A 14,917-nucleotide genomic window follows, 5' to 3' on the forward strand; every position below is an offset into this window, starting at 1 on the left:
TGGGCGACATGCCGAAAGCCCAGTGGCTTCTGGGGGACCGCGGCTATGACGCCGACTGGTTCCGCGAAGCCCTGCAAGATAAGGGGATCAGGCCCTGCATCCCGGGCCGGAAGGCACGAAAGAAGCCCATCAAATACGACAAGCGCCGCTACAAGCGCCGCAATCGTATCGAAATCATGTTCGGGCGTCTGAAGGATTGGCGGCGGGTCGCCACCAGATATGACCGCTGCCCCGAAGTCTTCCTCTCGGCCATCGCTCTCGCCGCAACAGTCATGTTTTGGTTATGAGTCCTGAGCCTACGGCGATCGCGTAGTGCGGCTCATCGAGGAAGCAAATCAGCTCCGCGAAAGGACAGGAGACAACGCCGCGATGGCATATGCGGCGCTCACGATGATCCGCACCGAACGCATGCGCAGGACGGGCGCGGCCAACAAGGCGGCGCAGAGCGTCGCCTACGTCGTGCGCCAGCTCAAGCGGCCCGAGGAGATCTCTCTCATGCGGGAGGTCTACGGGAAGCGCGTCTTCCAGATCTCCGTCCATTCCGAGACGGGTCGGCGTCGTACGCGCCTCGTCGAGCGAATGAGAGACAAGGACGCCGCAGCGACGCGTGGCAGCCAGTTCGAGGGACGCGCGCTCGAGCTGCTGGAGCGCGACGAGTTCGAGGGATCGGTGGCGCACGGCCAGCGGCTGCGCGACGTCTTCCCGTTGGCCGACGCCTTCATCGACAGCGATCGCACGCGAGACGTCACCGCGACGGTGGAGCGCCTCGTCCGCCTCGTCTTCGGCTACAATTTCGCCTCGCCCTCCCGCGACGAGCACGGGATGTACCTGGCGAAGTCGGCCGCCCTGCGCTCGCTCGACCTCTCGCGGCAAGTCGGCGCGGCGGTCTTCTCCGTCGACGGAGAGGTGAAGGTGCTCGGCACGAACGAGGTCCCGAGCCCCCGCGGCGGCACCTACTGGGACGGGGACGAGCCCGAGTCGCGGGAGTATCTCCGCGGAGCCGACACGAACGAGGAGTTCAAGCACAAGCTCCTGACGGATGCGCTCCACCACCTAGCGAAGGCCGGGGTGGTCACCGATGCCTACAAGGATCTCGATTCGCGAACTCTGCTGAAGCGCATCTCGGAGGAGCGTGGGGTCGACCTCGGCAAGCAGCTCCTCTTGATGGACATGATCGAGTACGGCCGTATCATCCACGCGGAGATGAACGCCATCACCGACGCCGCGCGTCTCGGCATTTCGCTCAAGGACGCCACGCTCTTCTGCACGACCTTCCCGTGCCACCTCTGCGCCAAGCACATCATCGCCGCGGGGATCAGGCGCGTCGTCTATATCGAGCCCTATCCGAAGAGCTATGCAGCCGAGCTCTATCCCGACGAGATCGTGCTCGGACGACCTGCGGCGCCCGTGTCCGCGGATTGCGAGGATGGACGCGTCCGCTTCGATCCCTTCATCGGGATCGCTCCGTTCCGCTATCGCGATTTCTTCGAGAAGCAGAAACGGAAAGGCAGCGACGGCCGTGCCGAAAAATGGGCTAAGGGCGCTCCGGAACCGATCGTGGGCAGCGACGTCGAGTCTTATCTCGCCACAGAAGGGCAGAAATTCTCGTATTTCATGAGCCGTCTCGCCAAGACGTCGCCCCCGGAAGACGAAGCCCCTCCTCCCTCCTGACCGCTCACCCCACCCGCGACACGTACACGTCCGAGAACGCCGTCATCACGCGGTCGCGGCCGTTGGCCTTGGCGTCGAACAGGGCGAGGTCGGCGCGCTTCATCAGGCCCTCGACGGTCTCGCCGTCGGACCATTCGCCGACGCCGAGGCTCGCGGTGAACTTCACCGGACCGGAGCGGCCGCGCACGCGGATCTCGGAGATCTTGCCGCGCAGCGTGTTGGCCACGTCCGAGGCCTCCATGCCGCGCAGGCCCGGCAGGGCGAGCGCGTATTCCTCGCCGCCCACCCGGCCGGCGAAGCCCTTGTGGTCGCGGGCGACGGCGGCGAGCACCTCTCCGGCGGCGCGGATGGCGGCGTCGCCCACCGCGTGGCCGTGGCCGTCGTTGATCGTCTTGAAGTGGTCGAGGTCGATGCCGACGAGCGCGAGCCGGCCCTGGGGCCCGTGCCGGCGCGCGGCCTCGGCGAGCCGGTGGATGAAGGCGCCGCGGTTGAGCAGGCCGGTGAGCGAATCCGTCTCGGCCAGCCGGATCAGCTCGCGCTGCAGCGTGGTCAGGCGCTGGGCGGCGCGCAGGCGCGCGTTCAGCTCCTCCGCCACCGGAGGCTTGGAGAGGAAGTCGTCCGCGCCCGAGTCGAGCGCCTCGGAGAGGTTGCGCGCGTTGTCGGTGGAGGACATCGCGATGATGTAGAGGGGGCGGCGGTCCTCGGCGAGGAGCCGGGCCGACCAGCACAGCTCGAAGCCGCCGATGGGGCGCGTCTCCAGGCTCGTGATCAGCGCGTCGACGCTCGGCGTGTCGGTGACGAAGGCGAGCGCCTCGCGGCTGTCGGTGAAGGTCTCGACCTGGTGTCCCTTCGGGGCGAGCAGGCCCGCCACCATCTTCAGGACGACCCGGCTCGAGTCCACGACCACGATATGCATGTGCGGCCCCATTTCCCCACGGGAAGACCAGCGTAGGCATAGAGGGCACGGCTTAAGAAGCCGCTAAGGCGATCGGCGGCGCGGGCGTCCGGCGGCGGCTCAGCCGGCGGTCGCCAGCCGCTCCTCGGCTTCCGCGAGCGCGCGGGGATCGCCGACGTGCAGCCAGGTGCCGTCGAGCCGCAGGCCGTGCAGACGCCCGGCGCGCTCGGCGCGGTCGAACAGCAGGTTGAGCGAGAACGGCCCCTCGGGCGTGTCTGCGAACAGGGCGGGCGAGAGGATCGCCACGCCCGCGTAGGCGAAGGGCGCCACCGCCCGCTCGCGGCGGCGGGCGAGGCGGCCCTCGCCGTCCATCTCGAAGTCGCCCGGGCCGTCGAAGCCGATCGCGCCGGCGGTGGCGGCGAGGAGGAGGGCGATGTCCATGCGCTGCGGGTCGTAGAGATCGATCAGCCGCGCGATGTTGCTGCGCGGGCCCTCGAGCCAGGCGGAGTCCGTGTTGTGGACGAGGAACGGCCCCGGCCCGAGCCGCGGCAGCGCGGCCTTGATGCCGCCGCCGGTGTCGAGCAGCCGGTCGCGCTCGTCGGCGATCACGAGGGCGGGCGGGGGCGTGCGCCGGGCGCAATGCGCCTCGAGCAGGTCGGCGAGGTAGTGCACGTTGACGACCGCCGTCTCGACGCCCGCCGCCGCGAGGCGTGCGAGCGCGTGGTCGATCAGCGCCTTGCCGCCGAGGCGCACCAGGGGCTTGGGCGTCGTCGTGGTGAGCGGGCGCATGCGCCGGCCGTAGCCGGCGGAGAGCACCATGGCCGTGGTGGGTCGGGGCGTCGTCATGAGGGCATCGTCACGAGGGAGCTGCGCCGTCGCGCTCGGCCGCGAGGCGCGGCGCGTGCGCCTCGTACCACGCCTTGAGACGGGCCAGCGCGGGGTGGGCGAGGTTGCGCGCCAGCACGGCCTCGAGCCGCGGCAGGTGGGCGAGATAGCCGGGCTTGCGGTCGCGCCGGTCGAGGCGCGTGAAGATCCCGAGGATCTTCGTCGCCCGCTGCGCGCCCAGGATGGCGTAGTCGCGCGCGAAGGCGGCGACGTCGAAGCCGGGCTCGCGGGCGCGCCGCTCGCGGGCGTAGAGCGAGAGCAGCTTGAGCTCGAGCTCGGGCGCCACGTCGACCCGCGCGTCCTGCGCCAGCGAGACGAGGTCGTAGGCCGGATGGCCGAGCACCGCGTCCTGGAAGTCGATCAGACCGACGCGGGCGACGCCCTCCCGCTCCGGGAGCCAGATCAGGTTGGGCGAGTGGTAGTCGCGCAGGCACCAGGTCGGCGGCGCCTCCTCCAGGGTGGCGAAGACCTCGCGCCAGGCGGCGAGGAACTCGGCCCGGGCGGCCGCCGTCAGCTCGTGGCCGACGCGGAAGCGCAGGTACCAGTCGACGAACAGCTCCACCTCGATCGCGAGCGCCGCCTCGTCGTAGGGCGGCACCACGTGCTCGATCTCGTCGGCCACGGGGAGCACGTGCGGCAGGGTCGTGGTGTGGATCTCGACCAGAAGCCGCGCGGCCTCGGCGTAGCGCTCGGGGATCGGGCCGTTCGCGTCGACGACGGGGATGTCGCCGAGGTCCTCCAGCAGGAGGAGCCCCTCGTCGAGCGCGTCGCCCAGGATGCGCGGGGCCGACAGCCCGAGCGAGCGCAGGCCGCGGTCGATCGCGACGAAGGCGTGGACGCTCTCGGCCAGGCGGGCGATGGCGCTGTAGGGCCTGCCCTGGCGGATCGGCGGGCCGTCCGGGCGGCGCGGCGCGATCATCAGGACCGCCGTCTCGCCGGTCTCCCGCGTCAGCCGCTCGTAGGCGCGGCTCGAGGCGTCGCCGGTCATGGGCGTGCGGCGCGCGCCCGACCAGCCGGCGCGGGCGAGCATGCCCTTGAGGGCGCGGGCGCGCACCAGCCGCTCGCCGAAGGCGCCGACGCCCACCAGGATCGCGACGCGCGCCTCGCCGCCGTCGCGCGCCACGATCTCGAGCGTGATGTCGAGGCGCGACGCGGAGAGCGCGGCCGCCGCGCGGTCCGGCCATTCGACGAGCGCGATCGCGCTCTCGGTCGCCTCCTCCCAGCCGAGCTCCACCAGCTCGTCGGAGGAGGAGAGGCGATAGAAGTCGGCGTGGACCACGGGCGCCTTGCGCGCCTCGTAGGTCTGCATCAGCGTGAAGGTCGGGCTCGGCACCTCGAGCGCGGGGTCGCCGGCGAGCGCCCGCACGATGGCGCGGGCCAGCGTCGTCTTGCCCGCGCCGAGCCCGCCCGAGAGCGTGACCACGTCGCCGGGCTTGAGCTCGTCGGCGATGAAGCGCGCCATGTCGCGGGTGGCCTGCTCGTCGTCGAGCAGAACCTCCCACACGGGCAGGCGCGGGTCGGGACCCGGGGGCAGGCCCATCAGGCCTCTCTCTGGCATCGAATCCTCGCTGTCGGGGCGTCGGGCTTCTCAGTGACGCCGGGAGACGCTCCGCCGGAGCCCGCCCGCCGCGGCGCTACTCGGCCGCGAGGCGCTGCGGGCCGTCGGCCGGAAAGACGCAGGTCACCGTCGTTCCCGATCCCGGGTTCGACGTCAAGGACACCCGGCCGCCGTGCAGCTCGACGAAGGCGCGCACGATGGACAGGCCGAGCCCGACGCCGCGGTGGCGGGTCCCGAGCGTATGGCTCTCGAATCTGTCGAAAACGCGCTCGACCACCTCGGGCGGGATGCCGCGCCCCTCGTCGGCGACCTCGAACACCACCTCGCCCGCGCTCTTGCGGGCGGACAGGCGCACGGTCTGCCCCGTCTGCGAGAAGCCGACCGCGTTCGACAAGAGGTTGAACAGCACCTGGCGCACGCGCTTGGCGTCCGCGACGAAGCCGCCGATGCCGGCGGGCGCGTCGATGACGAGGGAGAGCTTGTTCTCGGCGATGCGGTCGTCGATCCCGCGCACGGCGGCGTCGATCGTCTCGCGGATGTCGACCTCCTCGGGGGCGAGCTCGAGCGATCCCGTGTCGATCGAGGCGAGGTCGAGGATGTCGTTGATGATGGCGAGCAGCGCTCCCGACGAGCGCATGATCAGCCCGGCATACTCGCGCTGGCGGTCGTTGAGCCCGCCCACCGTCTCGTCGCCCAGGAGCTGGGCGAAGCCGATGATCGTGGTGAGCGGCGAGCGCAGCTCGTAGGAGACGTGGTGGACGAAATCCTCGCGCAGCCGCGCGGCCACCTCCAGCGCCTCGTTCTTCTCGATGAGCGCCCGCTCGACGTTGACACTCGCGGTGACGTCGACGAAGGCGATCAGCGTCGCGCCGTCGGGCAGCGGCTGGACGGCGCAGTCGAGGTGCAGCCCGTCGCGGCGCGCGAGCCTGAGCGCCAGCTCCGTGCGGCCCTCCGCGTCGCCCGCGACGGCGGCGCGGATGGCGGCCCAGGCCTCCTCCTCCGGGGCGAGCGGACGGCAGGCCGCGACCACGCTGTCGAGATGCGGCTCCTCTCCGGCGGCCGGCTCCGGCAGGCGCCAGAGCGCGCGGAAGGCGCGGTTGGCGAGCTTGAGCCGCCCGTCCGAGCCGAACACGGCGACGCCCTCCTCGAGCGCGTCCAGCGTCTCGCCCTGCACGCGCATGAGGGAATTGTAGCGGCTCTCCAGCGAGAGATGCTCGGAGACGTCGTCGAACAGCCAGGTCAGGCCGCCCTGCGGGTTGGGGTTGGCGACGACGTGGAGCGTGCGCCCGTCCGGCAGGTGCCACCAGGTCTCCTGCGGCTCGATGGCGCGGTAGGCGGCGAGCACGTCCGCCTTCCAGCGCCGCCAGTCCGCCTGCTCGGGCAGGCGCCGCTCGGCCCGCAGCCGGTCGAGGATCTCGCCCTCCGACGGCCCGCTCTCCAGGAAGGCGCGGTCGAGGCCCCAGAGGGCGCGATAGGCGGCGTTGTGGAAGACGAGGCGCTGGCTCGAGTCGAAGATCGCCACCGCGTTCGGCAGATGATCGAGCGTGCGCACGTGCGCCTGCATCTGGCGCTGCAGGTCGGCACGGACCTCCTCGAGGTCGGTGACGTCCACCGCGATGCCGACGAAGCCGCCGGGGGAGGGTGTCTCGGCCACGTCGAGGGTGCGCCGGGCGCCCGCGACGATCGCGGTGGTGCGCGCGGCGAAGCGGGCGCGGGCGGCGCGCGCGCCGGCGGCGTCGTCGCGGGCGCCGCGGTCGAGCAGCTCCAGCCCCCGCGTGCGCGCGTCCTCCAGCGACTGCGCCTCCACCGCGGCGAGCCAGGCGGGGTTCGCCCAGGCGATCGCGCCCTCGCCGTCGCGCAGCCAGACCGGCTGGCTCATGCCTTCGAGCAGCGCCCGCAGGTTCTTCAGGTCGTCGCCCTGGCGCACCAGCGTCTCGCGGGCCTGGAGGAGCTCCAGCCGGTCGCCGGTGACGTCGCGCAGCCGCAGGATCGCGCGCCCGCCGAGCGCGCGCCCCTGCGCCTCCACGAAGCGGTCGCGCTGGGCGCGCAGCGTCAGGCGGAAGGCCTCGCCGCGCTCGCGCAGCCGCGTCAGCGCCCCGTCGAGCGCGCCCGCGTCCGCGGGGGCGAGCCAGGCGCCGAAGGCGAGGAGCCGCTTGCCCGCGGCCGCGGGGCCGAGCGCGTTGGGGTCGCCCTCGATGCGCGGCTCGGCGTCGCGGCCGTCCCAGGAGACGACGAGCTGGCTCTCGGCACCGATCACCGTCTCCGCCCGGTCGGCGGCGGCGCGCAGCTCGGCGAGCTCGGCGCGCAGGCCCGCCTCGCGCTCCGAGGAGCGCCGCTGCTCGATCCGGTAGACGAAGGCGGTGGTGAGCGCGAAGACCAGCGAGCCCGCCACGAAGGCGAAGCTGATCGCGTTCTGCGGGTCGAGCCGGGCGAGCAGCGCGTCGGGTCCCAGCGCCCGGGCCGGGCCGGAGAGCAGCGCCCCCGCGGCGAGCGCGCTCGCGCCCGTCAGCGCCGCGCGCATCCGCCCGGGCCCGGGCCCGTCGCCCCGCCTCGCCGTCCCGTCTCCAGACCGCCCGTTCCCGTCGCCCATCACCCGCCCGAGGCTCCCGCTCGTCGCAACGCCGCGCCGGCCGGGGATCCGGCGGCGAGCGGCGACGTCGACACGATTCGCGTGCAGTGTACCCGTCCGGCGACTCCGCCAGGAAGAGGGTTAATGTCCGTTTAAGCGGGGGTGTCACCCGGAGGACTCGGGTCGACGCCGCGCGATTCGCGCTGTTGCCAAACCGGCCGTGCGCGGTCACATCTGCGGGGTCATGACCGCTCACCCCACGACGAGCGCCGGATTCGGCGTGTACGTGCACTGGCCCTTCTGCGCCTCGAAGTGCCCGTACTGCGACTTCAACAGCCACGTGCGGCGCGAGCCGCCGGACGAGGCGCGCTTCCTCGCGGCCTTCGCCGCCGAGATCGCCCACCAGGGCGCGCTCGCGCCCGGACGCACGGTGGGGAGCGTCTTCTTCGGCGGGGGCACGCCCTCGCTGATGCAGCCGCGCACGGTCGGCGCGATCCTCGACGCGATCGGGAAGGCCTGGAGCGTCGCGCCCGACGTCGAGGTGACGCTCGAGGCGAACCCGACGAGCGTCGACGCCACCCGCTTCGCGGGCTACCGCGCGGCCGGCGTCGAGCGCGTGTCACTCGGCGTGCAGGCCCTGAACGACCCGGACCTGCGCGCGCTCGGGCGCCTGCACACGGCGCGCGAGGCGCTCGACGCGGTGGCGGTGGCGCAGGCGCACTTCCCGCGCTCGTCCTTCGACCTGATCTACGCGCGCCCCGCCCAGACCCCGGCCGCCTGGGCGGCGGAGCTGCGCGGGGCGATCGACCGGGCCGCCGAGCACCTGTCGCTCTACCAGCTGACGATCGAGCCCGACACCTGGTTCGAGAAGCTCCACCGTGCCGGCAAGCTCGTCGTGCCCACCGCCGACGAGGCGCGCGCCCTGTGGGACGTCACGCAGGAGGTCTGCGACGCTGCGGGGCTGACCGCCTACGAGATCTCGAACCACGCCCGGCCGGGCGCGCAGTCGCGCCACAACCTCGTCTACTGGCGCTACGGCGAGTATGCCGGCGTCGGCCCGGGCGCCCACGCGCGGCTCGTGACCAACGAGGGGCGGATCGCGCTCGCGACCGAGCGCCATCCCGAGACCTGGCTCGCGCTGGTGGAGCGCGACGGCAACGCGACGGTGTCGCGCGAGGTGCTCTCGGCGGAGTCCCAGGGCGACGAGTTCCTGCTGATGGGCCTGCGCCTGGTGGAGGGCGTCGACCCGCGCACCTACGAGGCGCTCTCCGGGCGCAGCCTCGACCCGCGGCGCATTTCCGCGCTCGTCGGCGACGGGCTGATCGAGCCCCGCCCCGGCGGCCGCCTCGCGGTCACCCAGGCGGGCTTTCCCGTCCTCGACGCGGTCGTCGCCGATCTCGCCGCCTGACGCGGCTCACGAGACCCGGCTCACCGGGCATCGCTCACGAGGCACCCCAGCGCCGCGTCGCGGCCCCGTTCGCCTGCGGCACCAGCACCGGGATGAAGCGCGTCCCGCGCCGGGTCTGGCGGACCATCAGCGGGCGATGGAGCTGCTTCGTGGCCTCGACCACGTGGACGCCGGCGAAGGGGAGGTTGAGCCGCGTGCCGAGCCGCTCCCAGGCGCCGGCGGAGCCGCGCAGCACCGGCGAGGGCAGCGGCGGCACGTAGAGCGTCTCGGTCCAGGTCTCGGGCGTGAAGAGCGTGCGGCGCATCAGCGCCTTGAGCTGCCCGCGGGAATAGGGCTGGCCCTGGCCGAAGGGCGTGACGTCCATGCGCGCCCACAGCCCGCCGCGGTTGGGCACGACGACCGCGAGCCGGCCGCCCGGGGCGAGCACCCGCCAGACCTCGTAGAACAATTCGTCGGGATCCTCCGACGTCTCGAGCGCATGGACGAGGAGCACGCGGTCCATGCAGCCGTCGGGAAGAGGGAGCATCAGGCTGTCGGCGAGGCAGGCGGCGCAGCGCGCGTCCGCCGGCCAGGGCTCGACGCCCTGCGCCGCCGGCATGAAGGCGAGGACGCGCTCGGCACGCCCGCGGGCGGCCTGGAGGAAGGGGCCGGGATAGCCGAGCCCCATCACCCGCGCGCCGCCGACCGGCGCCAGGAAATCCTCGAGCGCACGTCCGACGAAGCGGCGCGCGGTCTCGCCCAGGGGGCTCTCGTAGAATGCGCGCAACGCGACGACGTCGAGGGTCATGCCCGGCGCTCTCCTCCCGCGCACAGCAATGACGCGCCCGCGCGCGATGCGCAACCCGCAGGGCCGCTCGGCGCCGGACGCTCTCGCAATTGGCGCGCAGATCGCTTATGTGAGGAGCCGAACGCCCGGCTCGCGCGCCGCAGCGCCCCCTCCCGCCAGACCAGAACCGACACCGGGGATGCCCTGATCGGCCCGGCGGGGACCTCCTTTCGACGGTACCGACGTAAGATGCCCTTTCCCGCGACCCACCCCCTCCTCGCCGAGGCGCTGACCGCGCGCGGCTATGCCGAGCCGACGCCGGTCCAGGCGGCCGTGCTGGCGCCCGGGCACGAGGGGCGCGACCTCCTCGTCTCCGCCCAGACCGGCTCCGGCAAGACCGTCGCCTTCGGCCTCGCCCTCGCCGAGACGCTGATCGGCGCCGCGCCCATCCTCGTTCCCTCCCTCGCGCCGCGCGCGCTCGTCGTCGCGCCGACCCGCGAGCTGGCGCTGCAGGTGGAGCGCGAACTCGCCTGGCTCTGGGCGCGCACCGGTGCGCGCCTCGTCTCCTGTGTCGGCGGCATGGACCCGCGCCGCGAGCGCCGGGCGCTGGAGGTGGGCGCCGACATCGTCGTGGGCACGCCGGGGCGCCTGCGCGACCACATCGAGCGCGGCGCGCTCGACCTCTCCGCGCTCGAGGTGGCCGTGCTCGACGAGGCGGACGAGATGCTCGATCTCGGCTTCCGCGAGGACCTGACCTTCATCCTCGACGCGGCGCCCGCGACGCGCCGCACCCTGCTGTTCTCGGCGACGATCCCGCCGCAGATCGCGGCGCTCGCGCGCGACCACCAGACCGACGCGATGCGCATCGACACGGTCGGGCGCAACGCGCCCCATGCCGACATCGCCTACCGCGCCGTCCGCGTCGCGCCGCGTGAGATCGAGCACGCCGTCGTCAACGTGCTGCGCCAGGTCGAGGCGCGGGCGGCGATGGTGTTCTGCGCCACCCGCGAGCAGGTGCGCCATCTCCATGCGAGCCTGCTCGAGCGCGGCTTCTCGGCGGTGGCCTTGTCGGGCGAGCTGTCGCAGGCCGAGCGCACCACCGCGCTCCAGTCGCTGCGCGACGGGCGGGCGCGGGTGTGCGTGGCGACCGACGTCGCCGCGCGCGGCATCGACCTGCCGCATCTCGACCTCGTCGTCCACGCCGACCTGCCCAACGACCGCGAGGCCCTGCTCCACCGCTCCGGCCGCACCGGGCGCGCGGGGCGCAAGGGCGTGTGTGCGCTGATCGTGCCGGTGAACCGCCGCCGCAAGGCGGAGGGTCTGATCCAGGCCGCGCGGATCGACGTCGAGTGGTCCGGCCCGCCGACGATCGAGGAGATCCGCGCCGCCGACGAGGCGCGCTTCCTCGCCGACCCGACGATCACCGAGGCGCCCGGGGAGGACGAGCGCGACACCGCCCAGCGCCTGCTCGAGACGCGCACGCCCGAGGAGATCGCCGCCGCGCTGGTGCGCCTGTGGCGCGCGCGCCTGCCGGCGCCCGAGGACGTCAGCGATCCCGGCGAGCGCCCGCAGCGGCGCACCCGCGAGGAGCGCGAGGCGTTCGTGCCCCGCGAGAAGACGCCCTTCGAGGGGCGCGGCGCCCGCGAGCGGGAGCCGCGCGAGGCCCGCGAGCGCCTGCCGATGGCGTGGTTCACGCTCTCCGTCGGGCGGCGCCAGAACGCCGACCCGAAATGGCTGCTGCCGCTGATCTGCCGGCTCGGCGAGGTCGAGCGCGGCGTCGTCGGCCCGATCCGGATCTTCCCCGAGGAGACGCGCTTCGGGATCGTCGTCGACGCCGCCGAGCGCTTCGCCCAGGCGGCCCAGCGCCCCAACGACGAGAACGTCCGGGTGGCGCGCGCCGACGGCGAGCCCGGTCCGCAACCCGGATTCGGCAAGCCGGCTTTCGGCAAGCCGGGCCCCGGCAAGGGCGGGTTCGGGAAGACCGGTCCGGCGAGATCGGGCAAGGGTGGGTTCGGCAAGGGCGAGTTCGGCAAGGACGGCCCGCGCGGCAAGCCCGCGCCGCGGGGCGAGGCGCCCTTCCGCAAGGACGACACGCGCCGCGGCCCCGCCGAGGGCGCACCGCGCCGGCGCCACGGCGAGCGCTGACCGGCTCGACGGGCTGCGCGTTCCGTCCTAGCTCTCTCGACGGGCGCCACGGCACGCCCGTCGAGACGAGGCCCGGGAGGACGCGCCGATGAACGACATATCGCGACGGTTCGAGCGCGGGGGCGGCGCCCGCAACGTGCTCGGCGGCCCGCTCGCCCTGTGCTGCGCATCGCCGCGCACGGGCTTCTTCCGCGACGGCTTCTGCAACACCGCGGCGGAGGACGTCGGCACGCACGTGATCTGCGCCGTCGTCACCGACGCGTTCCTGCGCTTTAGCCAGAGCCGCGGCAACGACCTGCTGACGCCCCGGCCCGAGTTCGACTTCCCCGGCCTGCGGGCGGGCGACGGCTGGTGCCTGTGCGCGCTGCGCTGGCGCGAGGCGCTGGAGGCGGGCGTCGCCCCGAAGGTCCGGCTCTCCGCGACGCATGCGCGCGCCCTCGACTTCGTCCGCCTGGAGGACCTGGAAGCCCACGCCGCGCCGGACTAGGTCCGCCTCGTGCTGCGATGCGGGAACGGGCCGCCGGGCGCCGCCGTTCACCCCGCGCGACACGAGGAGAGCCATGCCGGTCTACTACTTCCACATCCGCTCCGACCGCGGCGTCCATCCCGACACGGACGGCGTGCGCCTGCCCGACGGCGAGGCCGTGCGCCGGGAGGCGATCGACCGCGCGCTCGTCGAGATGGCGGAGGGCGAGAAGCACGCCGAGGACCGCACCGGCTGGGCCTTCGACATCCGCGACGACCACGACCGCCCGGTGCTGGAGCTGCCGTTCATGGAGGCGATCCCGCAGGGGTGAGCGGCCGTCTCACTCGGCGGCCTCACGAGCGGGCAGGTAGTCCCCCCACACCGTCTCGCCCTTGAACCCCGCGAGGAAGGCCGCGTGCGCCTCCCGCTCGGCATCGCTGAGCCGCGAAGGCGCGGGCCGGCGCTCGACCCGCGGCGCGCCGGCGACGAGGGGGCCACGGGCGAGGCTCGGCGCGGAGAGGCCGAGATCGACCTGCTTGCCGCCGATCAGCTCGATGTAGACTTCCGCCAGCAGCTCCGCGTCGAGCAGCGCCCCGTGCTTGGTGCGCCGGGCGTTGTCGATGCCGAAGCGGCTGCACAGGGCGTCGAGGCTCGCCGGCGCGCCGGGGAACTTGCGCCTGGCCATCATCAGCGTGTCGAGCACCTGCGCGGCGGGCCAGCGCGGGCGGCCGAGCCGCTCGAGCTCCATGTCGATGAAGCCCATGTCGAAGGGCGCGTTGTGGATCACGAGCCGCGCGCCGTCCACGAAGGCGAGGAAGTCGTCGCAGATCGCCGAGAACACCGGCTTGTCCGCGAGGAACTCGTCGGACAGCCCGTGAACCCGGAAGGCGCCCTCCGACATCACCCGGTCGGGGTTGATGTAGCAATGATACGTGCGCCCGGTCGGGATGTGGTTGAGGAGCTCGACGCAGCCGATCTCGACGATCCGGTCGCCGAGGTTGGCGTCGCGGCCGGTGGTCTCGGTGTCGAGGACGATCTCGCGCAAGGGTCGGCTCCGGTCGCTGCGGCGGGGTTCAGGGGCGCGCGGCGCGGCCCTCGCGGCCGGCGAGCGCACGCAGGATATCGCGGACCTGCCGCTCGGCGGAAGGGAAGCCGCGGCTCGTATCCACCAGGAAATGCGCGCGCGTCCGCTTCTCGGCGTCCGGCACCTGCCGGGCCAGGATGCCGGCGAGCTTCTCCGCCGTCATGCCCGGGCGCGCCAACACCCGTTCGCGCTGCACGTCCGCCGGCGCCGTGACGACGCAGACCGCGTCGCACAGGCGCTCGCTCCCGGTCTCGAGCAGGAGCGGCACGTCGAGCACCGCGATCGGCGCCCCCGACGCCCGGGCGCGCCGGAGGAAGGCCTCCCGCTCGGCCGAGACGAGCGGGTGGACGATGGCCTCGAGCCGCGCCATCGCGTCCGGCTTCCCGATCACCATCGGCCCGAGCGCGGCGCGGTCGACGACGCCGTCCTTCGTCGCGCCCGGGAACGCCGCCTCGATCGCCGGCGCGGCCGCGCCCGCGTAGAGCCGATGCACCGTCGCGTCGGCATCGTGGACCGGCGCGCCGGCGCGCCGGAATATCGCGGCGGTCGCCGACTTGCCCATGCCGATCGAGCCGGTGAGGCCCAGCACAAAGGTCATCTCCGGCCGCCCTCCGCGGCCGCCCGGGCGAGATCGGCCTCGATCAGCGCCCGCAGCTCCGGCGTCGGCTGCGGCCGCACGCCGAACCAGCGCGCGAAGCCCGGCACGGCCTGGTGCAGCAGCATGCCGAGCCCGTCGACCGTCGCGAGCCCGCGGGCGCGCGCCGCGCGCAGGAGCTCCGTCTCCAGCGGCGCGTAGACGATGTCGGCGACCGCCGCCCCCTCCGGCAGCCCCGCGAGGTCGAGCCCGAGCGGATCCCGGCCGACCATCCCGAGCGAGGTGGCGTTGACGAGGAGGTCGGTGTCCCCGAGCGCGCGCTCCACCTCGCCGAACGGGAGCGCGGCGACGCGGGTCGGGGCGAAGCCCACCAGCGGCGCCGCCTTCTCCACGTCCCGCGCGGCGACGACGACGCGCTCGAGCCCGCGGTCGAGGAGCCCCGCCACGACCGCCCGCGCCGCGCCCCCGGCGCCGAGCACGAGCGCCCGGGTCAGGCGCGCCTCCCAGCCCGCGCCGAGCGCGGCGTCGAGGCTCTCGACGAAGCCGGTGACGTCGGTGTTGTCGCCGGCGAGCACCCCGTCCTCCAGCCACACGGTGTTGACCGCCCGCAGCCGCTGCGCGCGGGCGGTCGGCGCGTCGACGAGGCGGAAGGCGGCCTCCTTGTGGGGGATCGTCACGTTGCCGCCGACGAAGCCGCTGCGCGCGAGCCCGCGCAGGAAGCCGGGGAAGGCGTCGGGCGCGACGTCGACGCGCTCGTAGCTGCCGGCGAGGCCACAGCGCTCCAGCCAGTAGCCGTGGATCAGCGGCGAGCGGGAATGGGCGATGGGATGCCCGGCGACGAAGGCTTTTGGCGGCACGGTCTCTCTCGGGGTCGG

At 73.6% G+C, this 14,917-nt stretch carries 14 protein-coding genes; 6 read left to right on the forward strand and 8 right to left on the reverse strand.

What is annotated here, in order from left to right; genetic code table 11:
- Both G407_RS0119010 and G407_RS28735 read left to right on the forward strand, forming a co-directional pair.
- Window positions 1-287: IS5/IS1182 family transposase (locus tag G407_RS0119010; protein WP_029032094.1), on the forward strand; the 287-nt coding region annotated here is incomplete at its 5' end.
- A gap of 82 nt (window positions 288-369) precedes the next feature.
- A complete protein-coding gene (locus tag G407_RS28735; protein ID WP_052341587.1) occupies window positions 370-1,671 on the forward strand; it encodes a deaminase in 1,302 nt (433 codons plus the stop codon).
- Between the two features lie 4 nt (window positions 1,672-1,675).
- On the opposite strand, the gene G407_RS0119020 is transcribed toward G407_RS28735, so the two are convergent.
- The 4 genes from G407_RS0119020 to G407_RS0119035 form a co-directional block, all read right to left on the reverse strand.
- Window positions 1,676-2,587, reverse strand: coding sequence for a GGDEF domain-containing response regulator (locus tag G407_RS0119020; RefSeq protein WP_029032095.1), 912 nt, complete (start codon window positions 2,585-2,587; stop codon window positions 1,676-1,678).
- A 99-nt stretch (window positions 2,588-2,686) separates the two neighbouring features.
- Window positions 2,687-3,412 (reverse strand): nucleotidyltransferase family protein, encoded by a 726-nt coding sequence (locus tag G407_RS0119025; protein WP_029032096.1) that lies wholly within the window; start codon window positions 3,410-3,412, stop codon window positions 2,687-2,689.
- Window positions 3,413-3,422: 10 nt separating this feature from the next.
- Window positions 3,423-5,009: a tRNA (adenosine(37)-N6)-threonylcarbamoyltransferase complex ATPase subunit type 1 TsaE gene (tsaE, locus tag G407_RS0119030; protein ID WP_210163136.1), complete on the reverse strand. Its 1,587-nt coding sequence runs from the start codon at window positions 5,007-5,009 to the stop codon at window positions 3,423-3,425.
- Window positions 5,010-5,085: 76 nt separating this feature from the next.
- The gene (locus tag G407_RS0119035) at window positions 5,086-7,530 is read right to left on the reverse strand and encodes a sensor histidine kinase (RefSeq protein ID WP_029032098.1); all 2,445 of its coding nucleotides are present in this window, start codon (window positions 7,528-7,530) and stop codon (window positions 5,086-5,088) included.
- A 292-nt stretch (window positions 7,531-7,822) separates the two neighbouring features.
- On the opposite strand from G407_RS0119035, the gene hemW reads away from it, so the two are divergent.
- Window positions 7,823-8,986 (forward strand): radical SAM family heme chaperone HemW, encoded by a 1,164-nt coding sequence (gene hemW / locus G407_RS0119040; protein WP_029032099.1) that lies wholly within the window; start codon window positions 7,823-7,825, stop codon window positions 8,984-8,986.
- Between the two features lie 34 nt (window positions 8,987-9,020).
- On the opposite strand, the gene G407_RS28740 is transcribed toward hemW, so the two are convergent.
- Window positions 9,021-9,773 (reverse strand): class I SAM-dependent methyltransferase, encoded by a 753-nt coding sequence (locus G407_RS28740; protein ID WP_043540197.1) that lies wholly within the window; start codon window positions 9,771-9,773, stop codon window positions 9,021-9,023.
- 228 nt (window positions 9,774-10,001) lie between these two features.
- Here G407_RS28740 and G407_RS28745 point away from each other — a divergent pair, with 228 nt between their 5' ends.
- From G407_RS28745 to G407_RS0119060, 3 genes are all read left to right on the forward strand, one after another.
- The gene (locus G407_RS28745) at window positions 10,002-11,897 is read left to right on the forward strand and encodes a DEAD/DEAH box helicase (RefSeq protein WP_043540198.1); all 1,896 of its coding nucleotides are present in this window, start codon (window positions 10,002-10,004) and stop codon (window positions 11,895-11,897) included.
- An 88-nt stretch (window positions 11,898-11,985) separates the two neighbouring features.
- On the forward strand, window positions 11,986-12,384 hold the full coding sequence (locus G407_RS0119055) for a DUF2237 family protein (protein ID WP_052341588.1): 399 nt from the start codon (window positions 11,986-11,988) through the stop codon (window positions 12,382-12,384).
- A 73-nt stretch (window positions 12,385-12,457) separates the two neighbouring features.
- Entirely contained in the window at window positions 12,458-12,694 is a 237-nt protein-coding gene (locus G407_RS0119060; protein ID WP_029032101.1) for a DUF6894 family protein, read from the forward strand.
- Window positions 12,695-12,703: 9 nt separating this feature from the next.
- Here G407_RS0119060 and dnaQ read toward each other — a convergent pair whose 3' ends face one another.
- Genes dnaQ through G407_RS0119075 form a run of 3 tightly spaced genes read right to left on the reverse strand, consistent with a single transcriptional unit; the run spans window position 12,704 to window position 14,899 of the window.
- A complete protein-coding gene (dnaQ, locus tag G407_RS0119065; RefSeq protein WP_029032102.1) occupies window positions 12,704-13,408 on the reverse strand; it encodes a DNA polymerase III subunit epsilon in 705 nt (234 codons plus the stop codon).
- A 28-nt stretch (window positions 13,409-13,436) separates the two neighbouring features.
- On the reverse strand, window positions 13,437-14,045 hold the full coding sequence (coaE, locus tag G407_RS0119070; protein ID WP_029032103.1) for a dephospho-CoA kinase: 609 nt from the start codon (window positions 14,043-14,045) through the stop codon (window positions 13,437-13,439).
- On the reverse strand, window positions 14,042-14,899 hold the full coding sequence (locus G407_RS0119075; RefSeq protein ID WP_029032104.1) for a shikimate dehydrogenase: 858 nt from the start codon (window positions 14,897-14,899) through the stop codon (window positions 14,042-14,044). The genes coaE and G407_RS0119075 overlap by 4 nt, the downstream gene beginning before the upstream one ends.
- Window positions 14,900-14,917: the final 18 nt, after the last annotated feature.

This window comes from Salinarimonas rosea DSM 21201 (genome assembly GCF_000429045.1).
In the GTDB taxonomy this organism is placed as follows: Bacteria; Pseudomonadota; Alphaproteobacteria; order Rhizobiales; family Beijerinckiaceae; genus Salinarimonas; species Salinarimonas rosea.